16 protein-coding genes are annotated in these 17,486 nt (G+C 53.8%); 8 read left to right on the forward strand and 8 right to left on the reverse strand.

The genetic code is table 11. From position 1 onward, the window contains the following. Positions 1-586: 586 nt before the first annotated feature. Positions 587-3,943, forward strand: coding sequence for an FG-GAP-like repeat-containing protein (locus RBB80_RS21715; protein ID WP_433964457.1), 3,357 nt, complete (start codon positions 587-589; stop codon positions 3,941-3,943). 53 nt (positions 3,944-3,996) lie between these two features. Here RBB80_RS21715 and RBB80_RS21720 read toward each other — a convergent pair whose 3' ends face one another. Beyond that, complete coding sequence (locus tag RBB80_RS21720) at positions 3,997-4,266, reverse strand: hypothetical protein (protein ID WP_433970085.1); 270 nt, start codon at positions 4,264-4,266, stop codon at positions 3,997-3,999. 191 nt (positions 4,267-4,457) lie between these two features. Here RBB80_RS21720 and RBB80_RS21725 point away from each other — a divergent pair, with 191 nt between their 5' ends. Beyond that, positions 4,458-5,777 (forward strand): CRTAC1 family protein, encoded by a 1,320-nt coding sequence (locus tag RBB80_RS21725; RefSeq protein ID WP_433964458.1) that lies wholly within the window; start codon positions 4,458-4,460, stop codon positions 5,775-5,777. A 93-nt stretch (positions 5,778-5,870) separates the two neighbouring features. Here the strand turns inward: RBB80_RS21725 and RBB80_RS21730 are convergent, their stop codons facing one another. Next, entirely contained in the window at positions 5,871-7,502 is a 1,632-nt protein-coding gene (locus tag RBB80_RS21730) for a tetratricopeptide repeat protein (protein WP_433964459.1), read from the reverse strand. A gap of 671 nt (positions 7,503-8,173) precedes the next feature. On the opposite strand from RBB80_RS21730, the gene RBB80_RS21735 reads away from it, so the two are divergent. The 4 genes from RBB80_RS21735 (at position 8,174) to RBB80_RS21750 (ending at position 10,231) form a co-directional block, all read left to right on the forward strand. Continuing rightward, entirely contained in the window at positions 8,174-9,175 is a 1,002-nt protein-coding gene (locus RBB80_RS21735) for a LacI family DNA-binding transcriptional regulator (protein ID WP_433964460.1), read from the forward strand. Between the two features lie 390 nt (positions 9,176-9,565). After that, positions 9,566-9,751 carry a hypothetical protein gene (locus tag RBB80_RS21740; RefSeq protein ID WP_433970087.1) on the forward strand — a complete coding sequence of 62 codons (186 nt, stop codon included), beginning with the start codon at positions 9,566-9,568 and terminating at the stop codon, positions 9,749-9,751. Further along, the gene (locus RBB80_RS21745) at positions 9,666-10,133 is read left to right on the forward strand and encodes a glycoside hydrolase family 36 N-terminal domain-containing protein (protein WP_433969810.1); all 468 of its coding nucleotides are present in this window, start codon (positions 9,666-9,668) and stop codon (positions 10,131-10,133) included. The genes RBB80_RS21740 and RBB80_RS21745 overlap by 86 nt, the downstream gene beginning before the upstream one ends. After that, positions 10,130-10,231 carry a hypothetical protein gene (locus tag RBB80_RS21750; protein WP_433964461.1) on the forward strand — a complete coding sequence of 34 codons (102 nt, stop codon included), beginning with the start codon at positions 10,130-10,132 and terminating at the stop codon, positions 10,229-10,231. The genes RBB80_RS21745 and RBB80_RS21750 overlap by 4 nt, the downstream gene beginning before the upstream one ends. Positions 10,232-10,241: 10 nt before the next feature. Here RBB80_RS21750 and RBB80_RS21755 read toward each other — a convergent pair whose 3' ends face one another. From RBB80_RS21755 to RBB80_RS21780, 6 genes are all read right to left on the reverse strand, one after another. After that, on the reverse strand, positions 10,242-12,647 hold the full coding sequence (locus tag RBB80_RS21755) for a glycoside hydrolase family 2 TIM barrel-domain containing protein (RefSeq protein WP_433964462.1): 2,406 nt from the start codon (positions 12,645-12,647) through the stop codon (positions 10,242-10,244). Between the two features lie 60 nt (positions 12,648-12,707). Beyond that, positions 12,708-12,878 carry a hypothetical protein gene (locus RBB80_RS21760; RefSeq protein ID WP_433964463.1) on the reverse strand — a complete coding sequence of 57 codons (171 nt, stop codon included), beginning with the start codon at positions 12,876-12,878 and terminating at the stop codon, positions 12,708-12,710. Beyond that, the gene (locus RBB80_RS21765; protein ID WP_433964464.1) at positions 12,871-12,999 is read right to left on the reverse strand and encodes a hypothetical protein; all 129 of its coding nucleotides are present in this window, start codon (positions 12,997-12,999) and stop codon (positions 12,871-12,873) included. The genes RBB80_RS21760 and RBB80_RS21765 overlap by 8 nt, the downstream gene beginning before the upstream one ends. 169 nt (positions 13,000-13,168) lie before the next feature. Next, entirely contained in the window at positions 13,169-13,372 is a 204-nt protein-coding gene (locus RBB80_RS21770; protein ID WP_433964465.1) for a hypothetical protein, read from the reverse strand. A gap of 61 nt (positions 13,373-13,433) precedes the next feature. Beyond that, positions 13,434-13,733 carry a two-component regulator propeller domain-containing protein gene (locus tag RBB80_RS21775; protein ID WP_433964466.1) on the reverse strand — a complete coding sequence of 100 codons (300 nt, stop codon included), beginning with the start codon at positions 13,731-13,733 and terminating at the stop codon, positions 13,434-13,436. A 281-nt stretch (positions 13,734-14,014) separates the two neighbouring features. Next, positions 14,015-14,878 (reverse strand): TIM barrel protein, encoded by an 864-nt coding sequence (locus tag RBB80_RS21780; RefSeq protein ID WP_433964467.1) that lies wholly within the window; start codon positions 14,876-14,878, stop codon positions 14,015-14,017. A gap of 427 nt (positions 14,879-15,305) precedes the next feature. On the opposite strand from RBB80_RS21780, the gene RBB80_RS21785 reads away from it, so the two are divergent. Both RBB80_RS21785 and RBB80_RS21790 read left to right on the forward strand, forming a co-directional pair. Continuing rightward, complete coding sequence (locus RBB80_RS21785) at positions 15,306-15,509, forward strand: hypothetical protein (protein ID WP_433964468.1); 204 nt, start codon at positions 15,306-15,308, stop codon at positions 15,507-15,509. 213 nt (positions 15,510-15,722) lie between these two features. Next, entirely contained in the window at positions 15,723-17,456 is a 1,734-nt protein-coding gene (locus RBB80_RS21790) for a CRTAC1 family protein (RefSeq protein WP_433964469.1), read from the forward strand. Positions 17,457-17,486: the final 30 nt, after the last annotated feature.

Below are 17,486 nucleotides of genomic sequence, written 5' to 3' on the forward strand. Positions count from 1 at the left end.
TCACCTCGATGGGCATGGTTTTGGGCTGAATCCAGCCTGGTGCTAACATTGCCGCAACACGGAACCCCCTTTGAAATGACGCATTACCAGAGTGAGAATCTTCTTTTTCCCGCCGTAGGCTCCTCAAAAGCCTAAGTTTGGCGCCCATGCTCTTCCATCCGACTCCTTTCTATGCGTCGTCCTTTTTGTTTAGCCCATCAAAGACCTTTCCAAGTTCGGATTCGAACTTCTCCTTCGCCGATATCAGGCTGACACCCCACTACCCGGCAAAATCTCCCTGGAAGATATCCTCCGCCTGGTTGCCCCCGGTTCGGATGAGTACATCACTGAGAAATACGCCTTTGAGATCGGAGCACAACTCAACGGGTGGAAGCGGGCACTTGAGGCATCAGCACACGACCTTTCAGCCCTAGCTCGATCGCTGGATCCTTCCATTGAAGCCTCGTCGTTAGTTCCGATAGAGAAGAAGACGCTGCGCTCCGGAGGGGGAATCGATGTCGTACGGAGACAATTCGGGAGTAGTGTCGTTTCTGGGCGCGGGCGATTTCTACAGGAGATCCAAGGTTGGCTGGGAGAGGTCTCTCTCGTGGAGACAGCGGAGTTCGAAATTACCAGCATCGAAGTGGTTGCGAACACTCCACTCACCGTCCGGCTGGATATTCGATATGACATTGTTGGTGTTCGAAGCGATCAACGCCGCGAGGAGCGGGTTGGATCGTGGCGCACTGTGTGGGCGCATGATGAATCGAGCAGTGTCCCCGAGGCTTGGAAGGCTCACCGATGGGAGGTTGGCGAGGAGACCCTGAGCGTTACGAATGGGCAGGTATTTGTCGACGTTACGTCTCACGCTCTCGGTGGAACGGAGTCGTATAAAACCCAGATGCTTCGAGGGTCCGATTATTGGCGCACCGTCCTCGACGGCGCATGCGGAATTGATGTTTACGGCAACAACGGTGTAGCCGCGGGTGACTTCGACAACGATGGATTCGACGATCTCTATGTATGCCAGCCGGCGGGATTGCCCAACCGGCTCTACCGCAACCGGGGCGACGGAACCTTTGAAGACGTCACAGAAAAGTCGGGCGTCGGAGTGCTGGACAATACCGCGTGCGCTCTCTTTGCCGACTTTCAGAACAACGGGCTTCAGGATCTTCTGGTGGTTTGCGGCAGCGGTCCCCTGCTCTTTCTCAACAAAGGGGACGGGACGTTCGCGCTCAAGCGCGACGCATTCAAGTTTACAAACGCTCCTCAAGGATCGTTCACACATGCGTCTGTTGCCGACTACGATCGCGACGGACGTCTCGATATCTACTTCTGTTTGTACAGCTACTATTTGGGGCTCGATCAGTATCACTACCCAGTTCCCTACTTCGACGCACGCAACGGCCCGGCCAATTGCCTGCTCCACAACGAAGGGAATGCGATCTTTGTCGAGAAGACCGAAGCGGCGGGATTGAACGTGGATAACAACCGCTACAGCTTCGCTTGCGCGTGGGGCGATTCTGGCTCCAGTGGCTTGCCCGACCTTTATGTGGCCAATGACTTCGGTCGGAATAATTTGTACCGCAACAATGGTGATGGAACGTTCAGCACAGTTTCGAGTTCTGCCCACGTTGAGGACGTTGGTGCCGGAATGAGTGCATGCTGGGCGGACTTCGATAACGATGGAAAGCAGGATATTTATGTCGCCAATATGTGGTCGGCGGCAGGTCAGAGGGTTTCAACGCAAAAGTATTTTCAGGAGAGAGCTCCTGAGGATATCCGGGCGCTCTATCGGCGGCATGCACGAGGCAATGCACTTTATCGCAACTTGGGGAATGGGGAATTTCAAAACGTTAGCCAGCAAGCCGGGGTTGAAATGGGCCGCTGGGCCTGGTGTTCCGATTTTTGGGACTTCGACCACGACGGATACCCGGACCTGTACGTCGCCAATGGGTACATCTCAGCGCCGGAGCAAAAGTTAGAACGGAACGATCTAGGCAGCTTCTTCTGGCGGCAGGTGGTGGCAAAATCTCCCAATGACTCGACTCCATCTCTTGCCTACGAGAAGGGATGGAACGCTCTAAACGAATTGATCCGGTCGGATACATCCTGGAGCGGCCACGAAAGAAATATAGCCTTTGCGAATAACCGCGATGGCACGTTCTCCGAAGTTTCCGGCGCGCTTGGACTGGATTTTCCTGAGGACGGCCGCTCCTTCGCTCTCGCCGATCTCGACCATGACGGCCGCTTGGAGCTCATTCTCAAAAACCGAAACGCACCGCAGCTACGGATTCTTCATAACGGGATGAAGGACCTCGGCGACTCGGTTGCATTCCGCTTGCGTGGGACCAAGAGCAATCGCGATGCGATCGGAACGGCCCTTACAGTCGAAGCTGGAACGCTCAAGCAGACGAAGTATCTGCAAGCGGGCTCTGGGTTTCTGGCTCAGCATTCGAAAGAGGTGTTCTTCGGAATTGGAAAGCCGGAGGGGGCGATTCGGTGCACGATTCGCTGGCCTAGCGGTCTGTCTCAGAGATTCGAACGCCTACCTGTAAACCATCGGATTGAATTTGAGGAAGGTGCTGACACCTTTACCGCTAAGCCTTTCGCTCCGACAAACCCTTCTTACGCGCAAGCGGCACTGCCGCCGGTGTTAGAACCGTTGCCATCCCAGGTAGATACATGGCTGATTGAGCCCTTGCTGGCACCGGCGTTTTCCCTACCCGATCTTGCGGGCAACATGCAAGAACTCCGTTCGTTGAGGGGCAGCTTCGTGCTGCTCAACTTCTGGGCGACAACGACGCCTCTCTGCCGCGACCAGTTGAGACTGCTTCATCGTCACGAGTCCGCGCTCGCCGCAGACCAAGTAAAAATTCTGGGGGTAAGCGTCGACGAGCTAGGCGATATTGACAAGGCGCGCTCCTTTACGGCGCAGGAAAAATTCTCCTTTCCCATTGTTTTTGCAACAGAAGATGTGGCTGGAATCTATAACATCATCTATCGTTACCTGTTCGATCGCCGCAGGGATCTCGCAATTCCCACCTCCTTCCTGCTGGACAGAGAGGGGATGATCGTTAAGGTGTATCAGGGACCGATTAGCCCTGAGCGCCTGCTTGATGATGTATGGGCTGCCCCAACCACGACGCCTGGTCGGATGCAGAAGGCGATGCCCCTTGGCGGAGTGCTATATCGGGGAGGGTTCCAGCGGAATGACTTCACCTACGGTGTAGCGCTCTATCAACACGGATACCTGGAACAGGCCGCCGAGTCTTTTCAACAGGTCATCGCTGCAAAACCGGATGATCCCGAAGGATATTACAACCTGGGAACGCTCAACTTGCGGAAAAATGATTTCAAGCTGGCGCGACAATATCTTCAACAGACTTTGAAACTGCGTCCAGACTATCCGGAGGCGTGGAACAATCTCGGAATGATGGCCGCGCAGGAAGGCCATCCGGACGAAGCCATCCAAAGCTTTCAACAGTCGTTGCTCCTGAGACCGACCTATGCAATCGCGCTGTTGAACCTGGGCAATGTCTTCCGGCGGCAGGGGGCTTTTGAGAAGGCATTGGATTGCTTGACCCGTGCACGCGCAATTGAACCCGACAATCCTGAAGTCAATTACAGTCTCGGCATGTTCTACGCTCAGCAGAGCCAGATGCAGAGTGCATCGGATTACCTGCAGAAAGCGGTTGCGCTGCGTCCGGATTATCCTGAAGCGCTGAACAATCTTGGAGTTCTCCTTGTGCGTGAGCAGGATTATGCGAAGGCGAAGGAGTGGTTCGAGACTTGCATGCGTCTTGTCCCGACATTTGATCAGTCTTATCTCAATCTTGCTCGACTCTATGTGTTGCAGAATGACAAGGGAAGAGCTATCGAAGTCTTGCAGGACCTGCTGAAGATGCAGCCACAGAACGCTGGCGCGATTCAGGCAATGGAGATGTTAAACAGAACGCCTTGATGGGCGTTTCCAAAGATGAGGTCGAAGGCAGGGTGTGCCTTTATAATCGCAGCCTATGAATCTTCTCCGCCGACGTTTTCTCGGCTCATCTCTTTTTGTATTTGGCGGTACGTTGATGGAGACTTTGGCGACTCCACTTTGGCAGTGGAGAGATCCAACACTCGTAGAAGCCGCTGTCTCGAATCCCGCCCCCGCAGGTCCAGTTTGTAAACGTCGCGCAGCAGGCAGGACTGAGCGTCCCCAATGTGTGGGGTGGTGTTGACCACAAGCGGTCCATCATTGAGGCCAAAGGAAGCGGCCTGGCGTTTTTTGACTACGACCATGACGGATGGCTGGATATCTATCTCACAAATGGAAATCGGCTCGATGCACATTGGCCGGCTGGAAAGGCGCCGACATCTCATCTCTACAAGAACAATCGAGATGGCACTTTTACCGACGTCACGGAGAAGTCAGGGCTGGGAGTTACAGGCTGGCAGACCGGCGTCTGTGTCGGCGACTACAACAACGATGGATGGGACGACCTGTTTTGCACTTTCTGGGGCATAACATTCTTTTCCACAACAATGGAAATGGAACTTTTACGGATGTTACGCGCAAAGCCGGCCTCCGCCAGGAGCAGGTTCGTTGGGGCGCGGGCTGTACTTTTCTCGATTACGACAGGAACGGTCACCTCGATCTCTTTGTATGCAATTACATTAAGCTGGATCCCGAGAAGATTGCCGCCGCAGCCGACACGCACTATTGCCAGTGGAAGGGAGTTCCTATCATGTGTGGCCCGCGCGGTCTTCCTGGCGATACGAACATTCTTTACCACAACAATGGAGACGGCACCTTTACCGACGTTTCGGAGAAGTCTGGCATTCTAAAACCTGGCCCTCGGTACTCCATCACTTCCGTCTCATACGATTTCGATAACGATGGATGGCCGGATATTTATGTCGCGGTAGATTCGCAACCGAGCATTCTCTTCCAGAACAACCATGACGGCACGTTCACCGATGTTGCTGTGATGGCTGGTTGCGCCTATAGCGATGGCGGCCATGAACAGGCCGGAATGGGCGTCGCCGTCGCCGACTACGACTGCGATGGTTGGTTCGACATCTTCAAAACTAACTTTGCTGATGACACCTGCAACTTGTACCGCAACAATGGTGACGGAACTTTCAGCGACGTTACATTTGCTGCAGGCGTCGGAGTCAACAATCGCTACGTCGCATGGGGATGCGGGTTTATTGACTATGACAATGACGGTTGGCAGGACATTCTTCAAGTGAATGGACACGTGTACCCGGAGATTGATAACTACCACTTCGATCAAACTTTCAAGAATCAGCGCCTGGTCTACAAAAATCTCGGCAATGGACGCTTCAAGGATGTCTCGTCGGAGATGGGACCCGGCATTATCGAACACTTTTCCAGCCGGGGCGCGGCCTTCGGAGACTATGACAACGATGGCGATATGGATGCGCTGGTTTTGAATATGAACGATCTGCCATCGCTCCTTCGCAATGACGGAGGCAACAAACAGAACTGGATCAAGATCAAGCTCGTGGGGACCAAGTGTAATCGCACTGCCATTGGAGCGAGGGTGCGGGTTATCACGGGTAAGCATATCCAGATGGACGAAGTTAATAGTGGTTCAAGCGTCATGTCACAAAATGACCTACGCCTTCACTTCGGACTGGGGAAGGTGGATACCGTGGATGCGATCGAAATTAAGTGGCCGACTACTCAGAAGACGGAACGATTCACGCAGATGAAAGCAAATCAGATACTCACTATCCGCGAAGGGGATGGTATTGTCGGTAGCCTAAAGCCAGTTTCACTGTAGAGTCTTTTGAAACTAGAACGACAGAGATAACTTTCGCCTCAACGTACGAGGCAGTCACGATTTAATACTTGCTGGACCAATGTTCTTGCGTATTCATTGCGCTGTAGTATCAGTCGGCTGCCCTTGCAGAACAACCAGGAACTGCTTGATCTTGCGCCTTTGGCTTTCAACAGCAGCAGCTTGCTTCTTCTCGATCTCATCATGAAGCACGAACTCCTGTTTAGCCTTTGTCGGCTCATCCGTCCGGTCATAGGCCACGCCCAGCCGATAATGTGCCTCAGCTAATTGTGGATCCGCTTTGATTGCCTTCATGTAGAAATCGATAGCCTTTTCGTAACGACGTTGCGAAGAATAAAGAATTCCAAGTTGCAGGTAGGCGTCCACGCAGTTGGAGTCGATCGTCACGGCCTTTGTAAGCAGGGCTTCTACTTGTTCCAAGGCCTGCTTGTCTGCTGGTTGTTCCCGCCGTTTCCAAACAGCCATCGCATAGAGGTAATTCGCGAGAGGGTTTTCAGGTTGGTCCCGCACAAATCGCGCTAATTTCTGCTCTATGCAGGGTAATCGTGTCGGTGCCGCTGTCTCTATTTTGCCCATGAAGACGTAGGGCTCCGGATCCGTCGGATTTAAATCGGAGGCATCACAGAGTCGAAGGGCTGCCTCATCATAGAGGGCGCCTGCAAAGAGAGAAGTACCGAGTGCAGTTAGCATTCGAGATGATTTTGGATATGCTTTCGTCCCATCTCTGAAAACCTCTACAGCTTGCCAAACGGCCCGGTGCAGTAATAACTCCGAGCCCCATTCAAAGTAATTTTGCTCGCTTGGATCCAGATGAACGGCCTGTTGATCTTCCCGGACGGCAGCCAACGGATCGCCAAGCTTCTCATCAAGTTCACCCATCAAGTGATGTAAGTCTGCAGAATCATTGTGAACTTGTAGTTTCCGGGCTTGCTCACGGGCGCGCGAGAAGTCGCCTGCTTCTTTGTAAGCCAGCGCCAGATCGTATGCGTTGCCATCCATCGTTGGATTGATCTGGTATGCAGCCAGCAACAGGGGGATAGAGTCCTGGGATCTACCAGCATGGAAATAGTATTCACCAAGCTGGTGATTTGCTTCGAAGCTTCCCGGAGCGCTTGCGCGAGCGGCAATCAGTTTGCTCTCGGATTCATTCCTTTTTTCTGCGCTGTCCGACAGTGTCGGCCCGTCGGATCTGGAACTCTCGGGTTTCAGAGTGAGAGTTTCACGCGCAAGATCTTCGCTGGTTCGCAAGGCAGAGTCCGATCCATGCCCTCCTACAGCTGTCCAGTCAACAACTCCCGCAATGGTGAAGTTCGGCTTATCGGAAAACTGCATCGCCTGAGGGGGAGGCGGCGAAGAGCCAGTTGAATTCAGCTGACTATCTCCAGGGACGTCGAGGATCAGATCGATAATTTTTCGATCTCCCTTAGACAGCGCGAAAACGGTAGTAGCACGACTCCTTTGCCCTGATTTCTCTACACTGAGTAGATAATGGCCCGTTGGGAGGGCGGTAAACGCAAAGCCACCTGCAGCATTCGTCTTCGTCTCGACAGGCTCTAAAACACCTTTTTGTTCAAGCCGTACCGATGCGTCACTAACCGAGTTGCCCGCTTGGTTGAGGACGTTCCCTTGGATCGTGACTTCATCCGAGTGTTGCGCGTGAGCTTTCCTGGCAACTGACGTGAAAGACAATATGCCAATCAAGGCCATGATGACTGCGAAGGCTCCCGGGAGACACCGAGAGCCGCCAATTTCAGAGGGAGGCCGCGATTTGTGAAAGCCATTCATACCGGGACTAATTCACTTACGTCGCTCATTTTACGGGGTGCGCCTTTTTCCGTCTGCTATCGCACATTCACTAGCAGGACTATCGGCTCTCTCAAAACATTCGGTCTCCCTACGTGATCGCTGCCATCGACTAGGAACATGGTAGTCTCGCGCTTCGTGCCGGATCCAAATCAGGTTATCGCTTGGTGCTTGATGTGTCGATTTAAGGAAACCCTACCGAATCAGAACCGAATGATTAGAATTTCTTCAAAAGCTACGGATCGACGCTTCTGTCGTTTTATCTGACACTCAATCTTCATACCCTATGTGACGACCGCATCCCTTTGAATGCAATCGGTTACAGAACTGCCGACATGGCGTTCGAAGTCGGCGGATGGCTAAAAATATCCTGCAACTTTTTGGCGCCTGCAACGACAAGATCGGTTCGGCTTGGAACCCATCTGAACCATTTTGTCGCAAGATGGATGTTCAGCGATGGGCTATAGTGACTGTGATGCCCTGAGGAGGTGGTGGTTGTGATGCGTTGGTTTAGTCCAAAATTGCATTTTGCCATTTAGGCGAATACAGAAAGGTGATGGATCCCCAACCTATACGTGAACATTCGAGAAGTAGCCAAAAAAGCTGGGGTCTCCACAGCCACTGTATCCCGAGTCGTCAATGGAACCGTTCCGGTCAGCGCTCAAATTGGGCGCCAAGTGCGCAGCGCAATAAAGTCCCTCGGCTATTATCCCAACACACATGCACGTACCTTAGGCTCCGGCAGAAGTCATATGTACGGCCTCATCATCTCGGATATTGCGAACCCATTCTTCCCCGATATTGCGAAGAGCTTTGAGCGCATCGCGGTGGAGCACGGGCAGGAACTTCTGATCGCGAATACTGATTATCAACCAAAAAGAATGCAAGTATGCGTCCGCAGGATGCTAGAGCGCAAAGTAGATGGCGTCGCCATCATGACATCGGAGATGGATCCCAAACTCGTGCAGTTGCTGAACAGGCGTGGCGTCCCAATTGTCTTCCTCGACACCGGACGGGTGGGACCCAATATCAGTAACATCTTCATCGACTACGTCAGCGGTATCGAACAAGCCATCGAACACTTGGTTTCATTGGGACACACCAAAATTGCTTTCGTGAGCGGCCCGCGGACCCTCTCGTCTGCCAAAATCCGCAGCAACGCCTTCGCGCTTTCTCTTAAGAAGAAGGGACTTTGGTATAGCGCCGACTATATGCAAACAGGCAACCATCGAATAGACGGGGGGCAGGTCGCGATGGTACGACTACTGAAATTGCGCATACCTCCAACCGCCGTGATGGCTTCGAATGACCTGACGGCGATCGGGATGATGCGTGCGATTCACGCCGCGGGGCTGCGCGTGCCGGAAGATATCTCCGTGATGGGCTTCGACGATATCGAGATTAGCAATTTTCTACAGCCTCCGCTGAGCACGATTCGTGTTCCACGTGTGGAGATTGCGGTGAGCGCTTTCACTGCTCTCTACGCGGCCAGCCACAAACACGTAAACAATGGGACAGAGTACCGGATCTCAACCGAACTCGTTGTGAGACAGACGACCGGTTTAGTCAAAGGTTAGATGCGCGGCAAGACCCGGCAGTCAACGTCCCGGGGAACGCGCGAAAATCGGTTCGTTTGCCCAACCTCAACCTTCTTCGCAAGAAGTAATTGCGCATACTAATCGGTAATCTAAAATTCGCGGCGATAGGAGATACGATGAAATCGGTTACGGCATCCCTTGATTCTTAGATGGGATAGATCCACTTCTCGAAAGCCTGTCATGAATTCTGTATCTGATCTGCGTTCTATGAGACGGTAAATGCAAATGAAGATTCAATCGACTGCATTAAAGGTCCTCATCCTTCTGGGATCTCTATAACCACGTCTGCCGCGGTGGCACAGATATCCTCATCGATTCGCTTTGATGCCCAGACCAAGATCTTTCGCATTGACGCCGCAGGCATAACCTATGCTTTTTGGCGTAAATGCGCAGGATCAGCTGCAGTCTATCTACTGGGGGCAACAGATCGGCAGGGATGACCTGCTCCGCGGCCCAGCCGCAAACGCTGGTGTTGCGTCCTTCGATTCATCGGTCACAACAACGCCGCTCGATTACGTCGGTTGGGGGCGGGCCTCTTCGTCGAACCCGCATTGAAGATAAGCTTTTCGATGGCAATCGTGATCTTGTGTTGCGGTACGCCTCGCACAGCATCAAGGGAAATGAACTTACCGTTACTTCGAGATATCGGGATTTGTTCGTTGGCTTGCATTATCGCGTGGACGAGACGACAGGTATTATCGCGCGCTCCTCTTCGGTCATTAACCGAACTCACGAACCGCTCGTCATTGCGCAGGCATCTGCTGCTACCTGGAACCTATCCCTAGGAACAGACTACTTTCTTCACTATCTGACGGGTCGATGGGGCAGGCGAGGACACCCTTCAGCACCACAAGATTTTTCGGGCGAGACAATACTTGAAAGCCGGCGTGGATCGACCGGACACCACAGGCGCCGAACCCTAAGACCCGTCCCGTGATTTACAACTCGTGGGAAGCGACGGAATTTGCTGTCAATGAGACTGGCCAAGAAGCGCTGGCAGAGAAGGCAGCACGCATCGGCGTGGAGCGGTTTTGATCGCGACTCCCTAGAGCGGTTCTGCTGCGACAGCGGTGAGGTTCAGGTCAATGGTTTGGGAGCCAAGTCGTGGATGGGTTGCTGTTAGCCGAACCGTTCCTGCTTGTTCCTTCGCTCGTAACCAGACGGCGCCGGTTCCTCCGATCAACACAAAGGGATTGTCACCGATCAAGGTTGCCGGGCCCTCCAGTTTGAACTCGACCGGATCGTTCGCATAGGTTCGCATGGCCCCGAACTCGTCCGTTACACGCATCACGACGCGTGTCGCGTCTGCGCCATCAGCATGGAGCGTTGTGTCGTCGGCCAGCAGGACAAACTTCTGGTCGACGCCCAATCCAGACAGAGCCTTGGACGCAACCTGCTTTCCCTGCAGGTAGCCATCGATCCTGAGGTCGCCCCAGCCATGCCGGTTGGTACGCTTTACCTGGCTCCGATCGAGGATGAACGGTGGATATTTTAGGTGATCAAACTCTCCTCGGTCGGGATCGAGTTCTGCGATTAGATCCCATAGGTTGGTCGCCGCGCTATCTGTACGTTCATAGAACTTCAGGTGGTCACAATTCGAGCAGACGACGGCTTTGGTGAAGTTGGTCGACTCGTCGCTGTTGGCCCAGTGGAAGGCTGGTTCGAGAACAATCTCCTCTGACGGGTCACACTGCGATTTGTAAAATCCCCCAGCAGGTTTCAGCTCACGGAAGATGTCCGTCACACCGTGATAGCAGATGCGATCCCCTGCCCCGAAGTTCGCATGCGTGTTGTAGTCAAAGGCACACCATCCGATGCCGCCCGCGTACTGCGGGTCGGATGCGAGCTGATTGTGGATGCGGGCGTGCCGCAACGTGTGTTCACGCTGGCGCTCGTCATCATCGGTCGTCTTGGTAGGAAAAGTGTGTCCAACGAACTCGGTATTGAGATACAGGGGATGATTCGGCTTTCTCAACGGGAAACCGAAGTCGTTGATGGTGAAGACATCCTCCAAAAGCTCCGACTCCTTGAAGTTACGAATGCCACCCGTTTGGCGAGTGGTATCCAGCGCGTGGGCGAGCGCGTTGGTGCGCGCGTAGAAGCTGTGATCGTCTGGAGATTCATTGATTCGCACGCCCCAGAGAATGATGGACGGATGGTTCCAGTCCCGTCGCACCATGCGCCCGACATTATCAATAGCGATAAGCTTCCACGGTTCGGGGCCGATGTGTTGCCACCCTGGAATCTCCTCGAGCACAAGCAGACCGATCTCGTCACAGCAGTCCAGAAAATGCCGCGACTGAGGGTAATGCGAGGTTCGAACAATGTTGCAGTGGAGGGTATGGCGAAGAATCTTTGCGTCTTGGCGTTGCACGCGGGCCGGCATGGCCTGACCGACAAAGGGAAAAGTCTGGTGACGATCGAGGCCGCGCAGCTTGATGATTTTCCCGTTCAAAGAGAAGCCGTGATCGGTGAAGGTTGCGCCGCGGAAACCGATACGGCGAGTGTCCTCGTCCATAATCTTTCCGGCATGCAGGAGACGTACCCGAATGGTGTAGAGGTTTGGTGTTGCGATATCCCAGAGTTTTACCCCGTCAATCTCCTTGAGAGATAGCGTCTGCTTCGCGCGGTCATCGACCGTCTCCGTGCTGTAGTAAACAGGAGCGCTTGTGGACGGGTCGGCTGCTGCGTTCGGATCGCCGCCCGCCAATACTCTAATCGATTTGCTTGTCTTTGCGAGAGTACGTTCACCATCGAGCAACTCGGCCTCAAGCACCAAATCACCGCGAGGAGACGTCCCCGCGAGAAAGCAGTCCACGTCGAGCGTGGGCCTACCACTCAGCACGTTCTTCGGATGCGCAAAGATATTGTTCAGATAGAGGCTTGGAACCACGCGCAAAGAGACTTCGCGATAGATGCCACCAAAAGTCAGGTAGTCAATTTCGTTGCCGAACGGGGGAATATCGTTCCGCTCCGTGGAATCTACCTGCACGGCGAGAACGTTCTCGCCGTCTCTCCGAAGATGCGGAGTCAATTCGAAAGAGAACGGGGTAAAGCCACCTTTATATTCGCCAAGCGAGACCCCATTAATCCATACGGTTGAGGCCGTCATGGCACCTTCGAAGTCCACGAAGATACGTTTACCCGCAGAACCGGGTGGTGTATTGAAGCGGCGACGATAGATCGAGATAAACTCATAATCCTTGTCGTCGAAACTGTGCCACGGAAGGCTTATGTTCGTGTGCGGAAGAACAACTCGCTCGAAGGAAGAGTCGTCGAACTCCTGAGTCTCGGCCCCAGCCACTTGTGCCGGGTGAAATCGCCAGCTACGGTTGATTGGCAAAATCGCTCGCCCATACGTGGGAGATTCTTCGGCGAAGGCGGTAACGCCCGGTAGCGTCGCAGCTGCCAGCAACGTTCCCGTCCCCCGGAGAAAATCGCGTCTATCCATGAAATCAGCCATCCTAAGGTTTTTCTAAAGACCACGTTTCGCCGACAAGGCGGATTTATTCTAAAAGGTCAGCTTCAAGGCTCCCTGCATAACTCGAGGAGCTATTGGACCGATGCTGGTGATTTGGCCGAAGTTCGCACCGGTGGGATCGTTGTTAGGCGTTGCAAAGCTAGCATGGTTGAACGCATTAAACAACTCCCAGCGGAACTGTACTCCATAACTCTCACGCACCTTCCAGTTCTTCACGAACGCCGTACATCTGTGCATCCTCCGCACCGTACGGCATCGTGTACAGCGACACGCTCAGATGATCCGCAGATATCGGAACCTTGTTCAGCTGCCGCTCATCCATCGATGAGATCGTGTTCGGACCACTTAGCCAGAATCTCCGGTGAAGATCTTCCAGTATCTGATAGATGCTGTTGCCCACCAGGCCGTAAGGTGCGAAAACACCGCCTGTTTATAAGTCCACAGGCCATTCCCGATCGTGCCGATCCATAATGTCCCATCGCCTGCCTGCTTCAGGGTACGCACAGTGCCTTCAACCTCCGGCACGCGTTTGAACTTTCACCCTCCAGCCGTTCCAGGCCATTGACCATCCCCACCCACAGCGCTCCATCCGTCGTCTGCAGAACCGTCTTGACCCGGTTGCTGCTATAACTGCCCGGCAAATCATAAAAACGAAGCTTCCCGTCTTCGATGGAGAGAAGCCGCGAGCCTCCCACCCAGATCCTGCCCCTCTGTCTTCAGAGATCGCGTGAATCGCCAGCGGTCCCATTCCCGCCGCTATCTCCACGCGCTCCACCCTGTTCCCTTAACCTTGAAGAGCCCGTTATCCGTGCCTACCCACTGTCCCTTGCCGATCCTCAAGCACAGTCCGCACAGCCGTCCGTCAGACCGCTCGTCACCCCATAAGCTCCTCACCTGCCCGTTCAGCAGATGCAGCAGCCCTCCGCCCTCCGTCCCGATCCACAACCCGCCGTCGCTCGAAGGCTCCAGGCAGAAGATGCTATTCCCCCTAACACTGGCATGGACGACGACGCTTCGTACATCGAAACCGAGTGCCGTCGAAGCGCGCCAGGCCACTCGTCGTTCCCACCCATAAATACCCATCCTTCGTCAGCAAGTGCCTGAACCGTGTCCTCGGGCAGACCATCCTGCACCCTTCACACGGTTCGCGTGTACTGCGGCTGCGCGGGACTCACGCCAAACATCCCGTGCGTCATCATCAGCAGGAGCAACAGCGCTGACATGGAAACCCGCACTCTCGCGATCCTGTCTCTCTGATCCCGCAAGCGATTCGTTCGGCCGTCGTGGACGACGCTCGATTCTACAACGCCTTACCCCCTCAACAGGAACAAACGCACCTAAACCGTCGCAAGCGCCCTCTGCGCGTCCGCCTTCGTCTTCTTCAGCGAAGCCACAGGCTCTTCCGTAGGGTAGTACTCCATCGCGATCCAACGGTTGTACTTCAGCTCCGCCAGCTTTCGATAGATCGTCGTATAGTTGATCTCTCCGGTCCCTGCCTCATGTCTTCCCGGAACGTCCGCTACATGAAGCAGCCCCACCATGTCCACATTTTGCTCAAGCTTCTCGATCAGGTTTCCGAAGCTCCTCTGCTCATGGTAGAAGTCATAAAGCACCTTCACCTGTGGCATATTCACCGCGTGCGCAATCTCGAACCCATCGTGCACGCTCGCTAGGTAGATCGGCGGATTCTCAATCAAATCGATCGGTTCGATCACGATCTCAACGCCTTCTTTCGCCGCAATCTCTGCCGCACGCTTCAGATTCTCAACCGCTGTCTCACGCTGCCCCGTCGCTCCCGGAACCCGTTTGCCGGACAGCAGAATCACCTGGGGGCACTCCAGCTCCTTCGCGTAACGCAGATGTTCGACGAACTGCTCGCGAAAAACCTCCGTCTCCTCCGCCACCGCGAACCCGGCTCGAACCCCACTCATCGAATCCACCACCAGCCCTAGCGAACGTATTCTCGCCATCACCCGCCTCCGCTCCTCCGGGGACCACTTCTGAAACTCTCCCGTCAACTCAATTCCCTGGTAACCCGCCTCAGCAACGATCTCCACGCAGCGGTCGAAAGGGGCCTCAATCTCCAGCGCCCACAGCATAAAAGAAAACCGCACACCCTTTGCCACGGTCTCTTTGGCGTGCAGCCACCGCGGATTGGCCAACGCAGCGGTCATCATTTGAGCAAACGCTCGACGATTCATCTCTCTCCCCAACGGCAGCGCGATTTAGATCGCACGCAGATAACGATATTCCACTCCAACTGCTTCCATCGTCGTCATCGAATAAACGGGGGCTCCTGCTCAATGTAGTAGTCCTTGATTCCCGCCTTCGCCGCTGCCGCAAAAAATCGACTTGTAATCGATATGGCCTCGGCCCCAGCTCCGTACCCTGCGGTCTCTGATCCTTAGTGAGCGAAAAAATCGGCTCAGGCGTCGCCACACAATCCTTCACATGCAGCATCCGAAAGCGCCCAGGATTCTGCACAAAATAATCAGCCGGATTCACGCCTGCCGACACTGCCCACCCGCAGTCCAGCTCGAAGGCAACCGCCTCCAGATCAATCTTAGTCAGCAAAATGTCATAACCGGATTGACCGCCCCATAGCTTCTTAAACTCGAAGTTGTGATTGTGATACGTATACTGCAATCCCCCTTCTTCGCCTGTCTCCCAATCTCGTTCAGTCGCTCCGCCATCATTCGCGGCTTCGAGCACTTCTACAAAAAAGATGAGCTAGGAACCAATCCCAAAGCCATCGCCGCGCAAGTCAAATTCCTCCAGCAGACGATGAACCACATGATAAGACCAATCGAATCCTTATGCAGCGAACTTTGACCGACTTGACCGTGTCTCGAGACCTCTTGAAATAGAGGCCCCGTGTCGATTTCGACTGATGAGACCCACCCTCGCAGCGACCGCACCGGACAGGTGTGCACATGCTGCCTTTAGAACATTACCGCCGGTCCAAAGGCGGTCCGTTCGCATGACCATGACGAATAGTCCTGCATGTTATCTTCATTTCCTCTACAAAAAAGGAGAATGGATCTGATGTTCAAGAGTTTGATCATTCTTTGTTTCCTGTGCCCGCTCCTGGTCTCTATTGCGTCAGCGCAAACAAAAACGGCCGAAGATGTGACATCTTCGGAACCCGCATCTACAGTTGCGTCCCCGGGTAAGTTTGTGGACATCACGGCAATGAGCCATCTTCTCTTCAACAGCCAAGCGAGCCACACTCCAACGAAGTATCTGATCGAGACCATGGGGTCCGGGGTGGCCCTCTTTGACTACGATAACGACGGTCTGCTGGATATTTTCTTTGTGAATGGCGCACCCCTGTCCAGCACGACGCCGAAGGGCACCATCCCGCAAAAGACCGATTCGAAGTACTGGAATCGACTCTTTCATCAGAAAAAGGATGGAACCTTTGAAGATGTTACCGAGAAGGCTGGCCTCCAGGGAATTGGCTATGGAATGGGCGTAGCCGTTGGTGACTACGATAACGACGGATACGAAGACCTCTACGTTACCTCTTACGGAGGCAATCGTCTCTATCACAACAACGGGAATGGGACCTTCACCGATGTCACCGAAAGATCCGGTACGGGTGGCGGCGGATGGTCAACCTCGGCGGCCTGGGTCGATCTCGATAATGATGGCCTTCTGGATCTCGTTGTTCTGCGCTATGTTAAGTGGGACTTTGACGACGTCTGGTGCGGTGAGCACCGGGAGGGCTATCGATCGTACTGCCATCCCGACATCTTCCCCGCGATCTCTGCGCTGGTCTACCACAACGACGGGAACGGCAAATTCAGTGAAGTTTCGGCAAAGATGGGACTCGACAAGCCTGGCAAGGGACTGGGCATCGCCATCGGTGATTTCGACAGGGATGGAAAGATTGACCTTGCAGTAGCGAATGATTCGATGCTTGAGTTCCTTTACCGAAATAAGGGTAATGGAACATTTGAGGAAGTCGGTTTGCCAGCAGAAATTGCCGTTGATGGCGAAGGTCGAACATACGCCGGCATGGGTATCGATTTCCAGGACTTCAACGGAGACGGCCTACCTGATCTGGTAATTACCAACCTTGCTAACCAGAAATATGCTCTCTACAGCAATAACGGAGACGGCAGCTTTACTTACGATAGTTACATGACTGGGATCGGTGGCATGACCCTTTTGCATTCAGGTTGGGGCATCCATTTTCTCGACTACGACAACGATGGACGAAAGGATTTACTGGTCGCGCAGGGCCACGATCTTGACACAATTCAGCTCAATTATCCTCAACTTCGCTATAAAGAACCTATGTTGCTGGCCCATAATACTGGCAAAGGTTTTGTCGATGTTTCAAGCCAATCTGGAGATGTGTTTCATCAAGCTTGGGTAGGCCGAGGGCTAGCCGTAGGGGACATCGACAACGATGGCCGTATCGATGCTGTCGTCACGACCAACGACGGTCCTGCTTACCTGCTGCGCAACGAAACTCCAACTTCGAATCATTGGATCACGTTGACCCTGGTCGGGCACCGTAGCAACCGCGACGGAATTGGCGCAGAGATCAAAATTACTACCTCGCTTGGCGCTCAATACAACATCGTTTCTACAGCCGGCAGCTATCTCTCCTCCGGTGACCGCAGAGCTCACTTCGGCTTAGGTTCAGACACAAATGTAAAGACAATCGAAATTCATTGGCCGAGCGGAATTGTACAGACCCTCAAAGATCTCCCCGCGGATCAAATCCTCAAGATCGATGAGCCTGCAGGGACGCCTGCAAAACGATGAGGCGGTCTTTCAACACTCAAACCTGCGAAT

Source organism: Tunturiibacter gelidiferens, from assembly GCF_051013345.1.
GTDB classification, from domain to species: domain Bacteria; phylum Acidobacteriota; class Terriglobia; order Terriglobales; family Acidobacteriaceae; genus Edaphobacter; species Edaphobacter gelidiferens_A.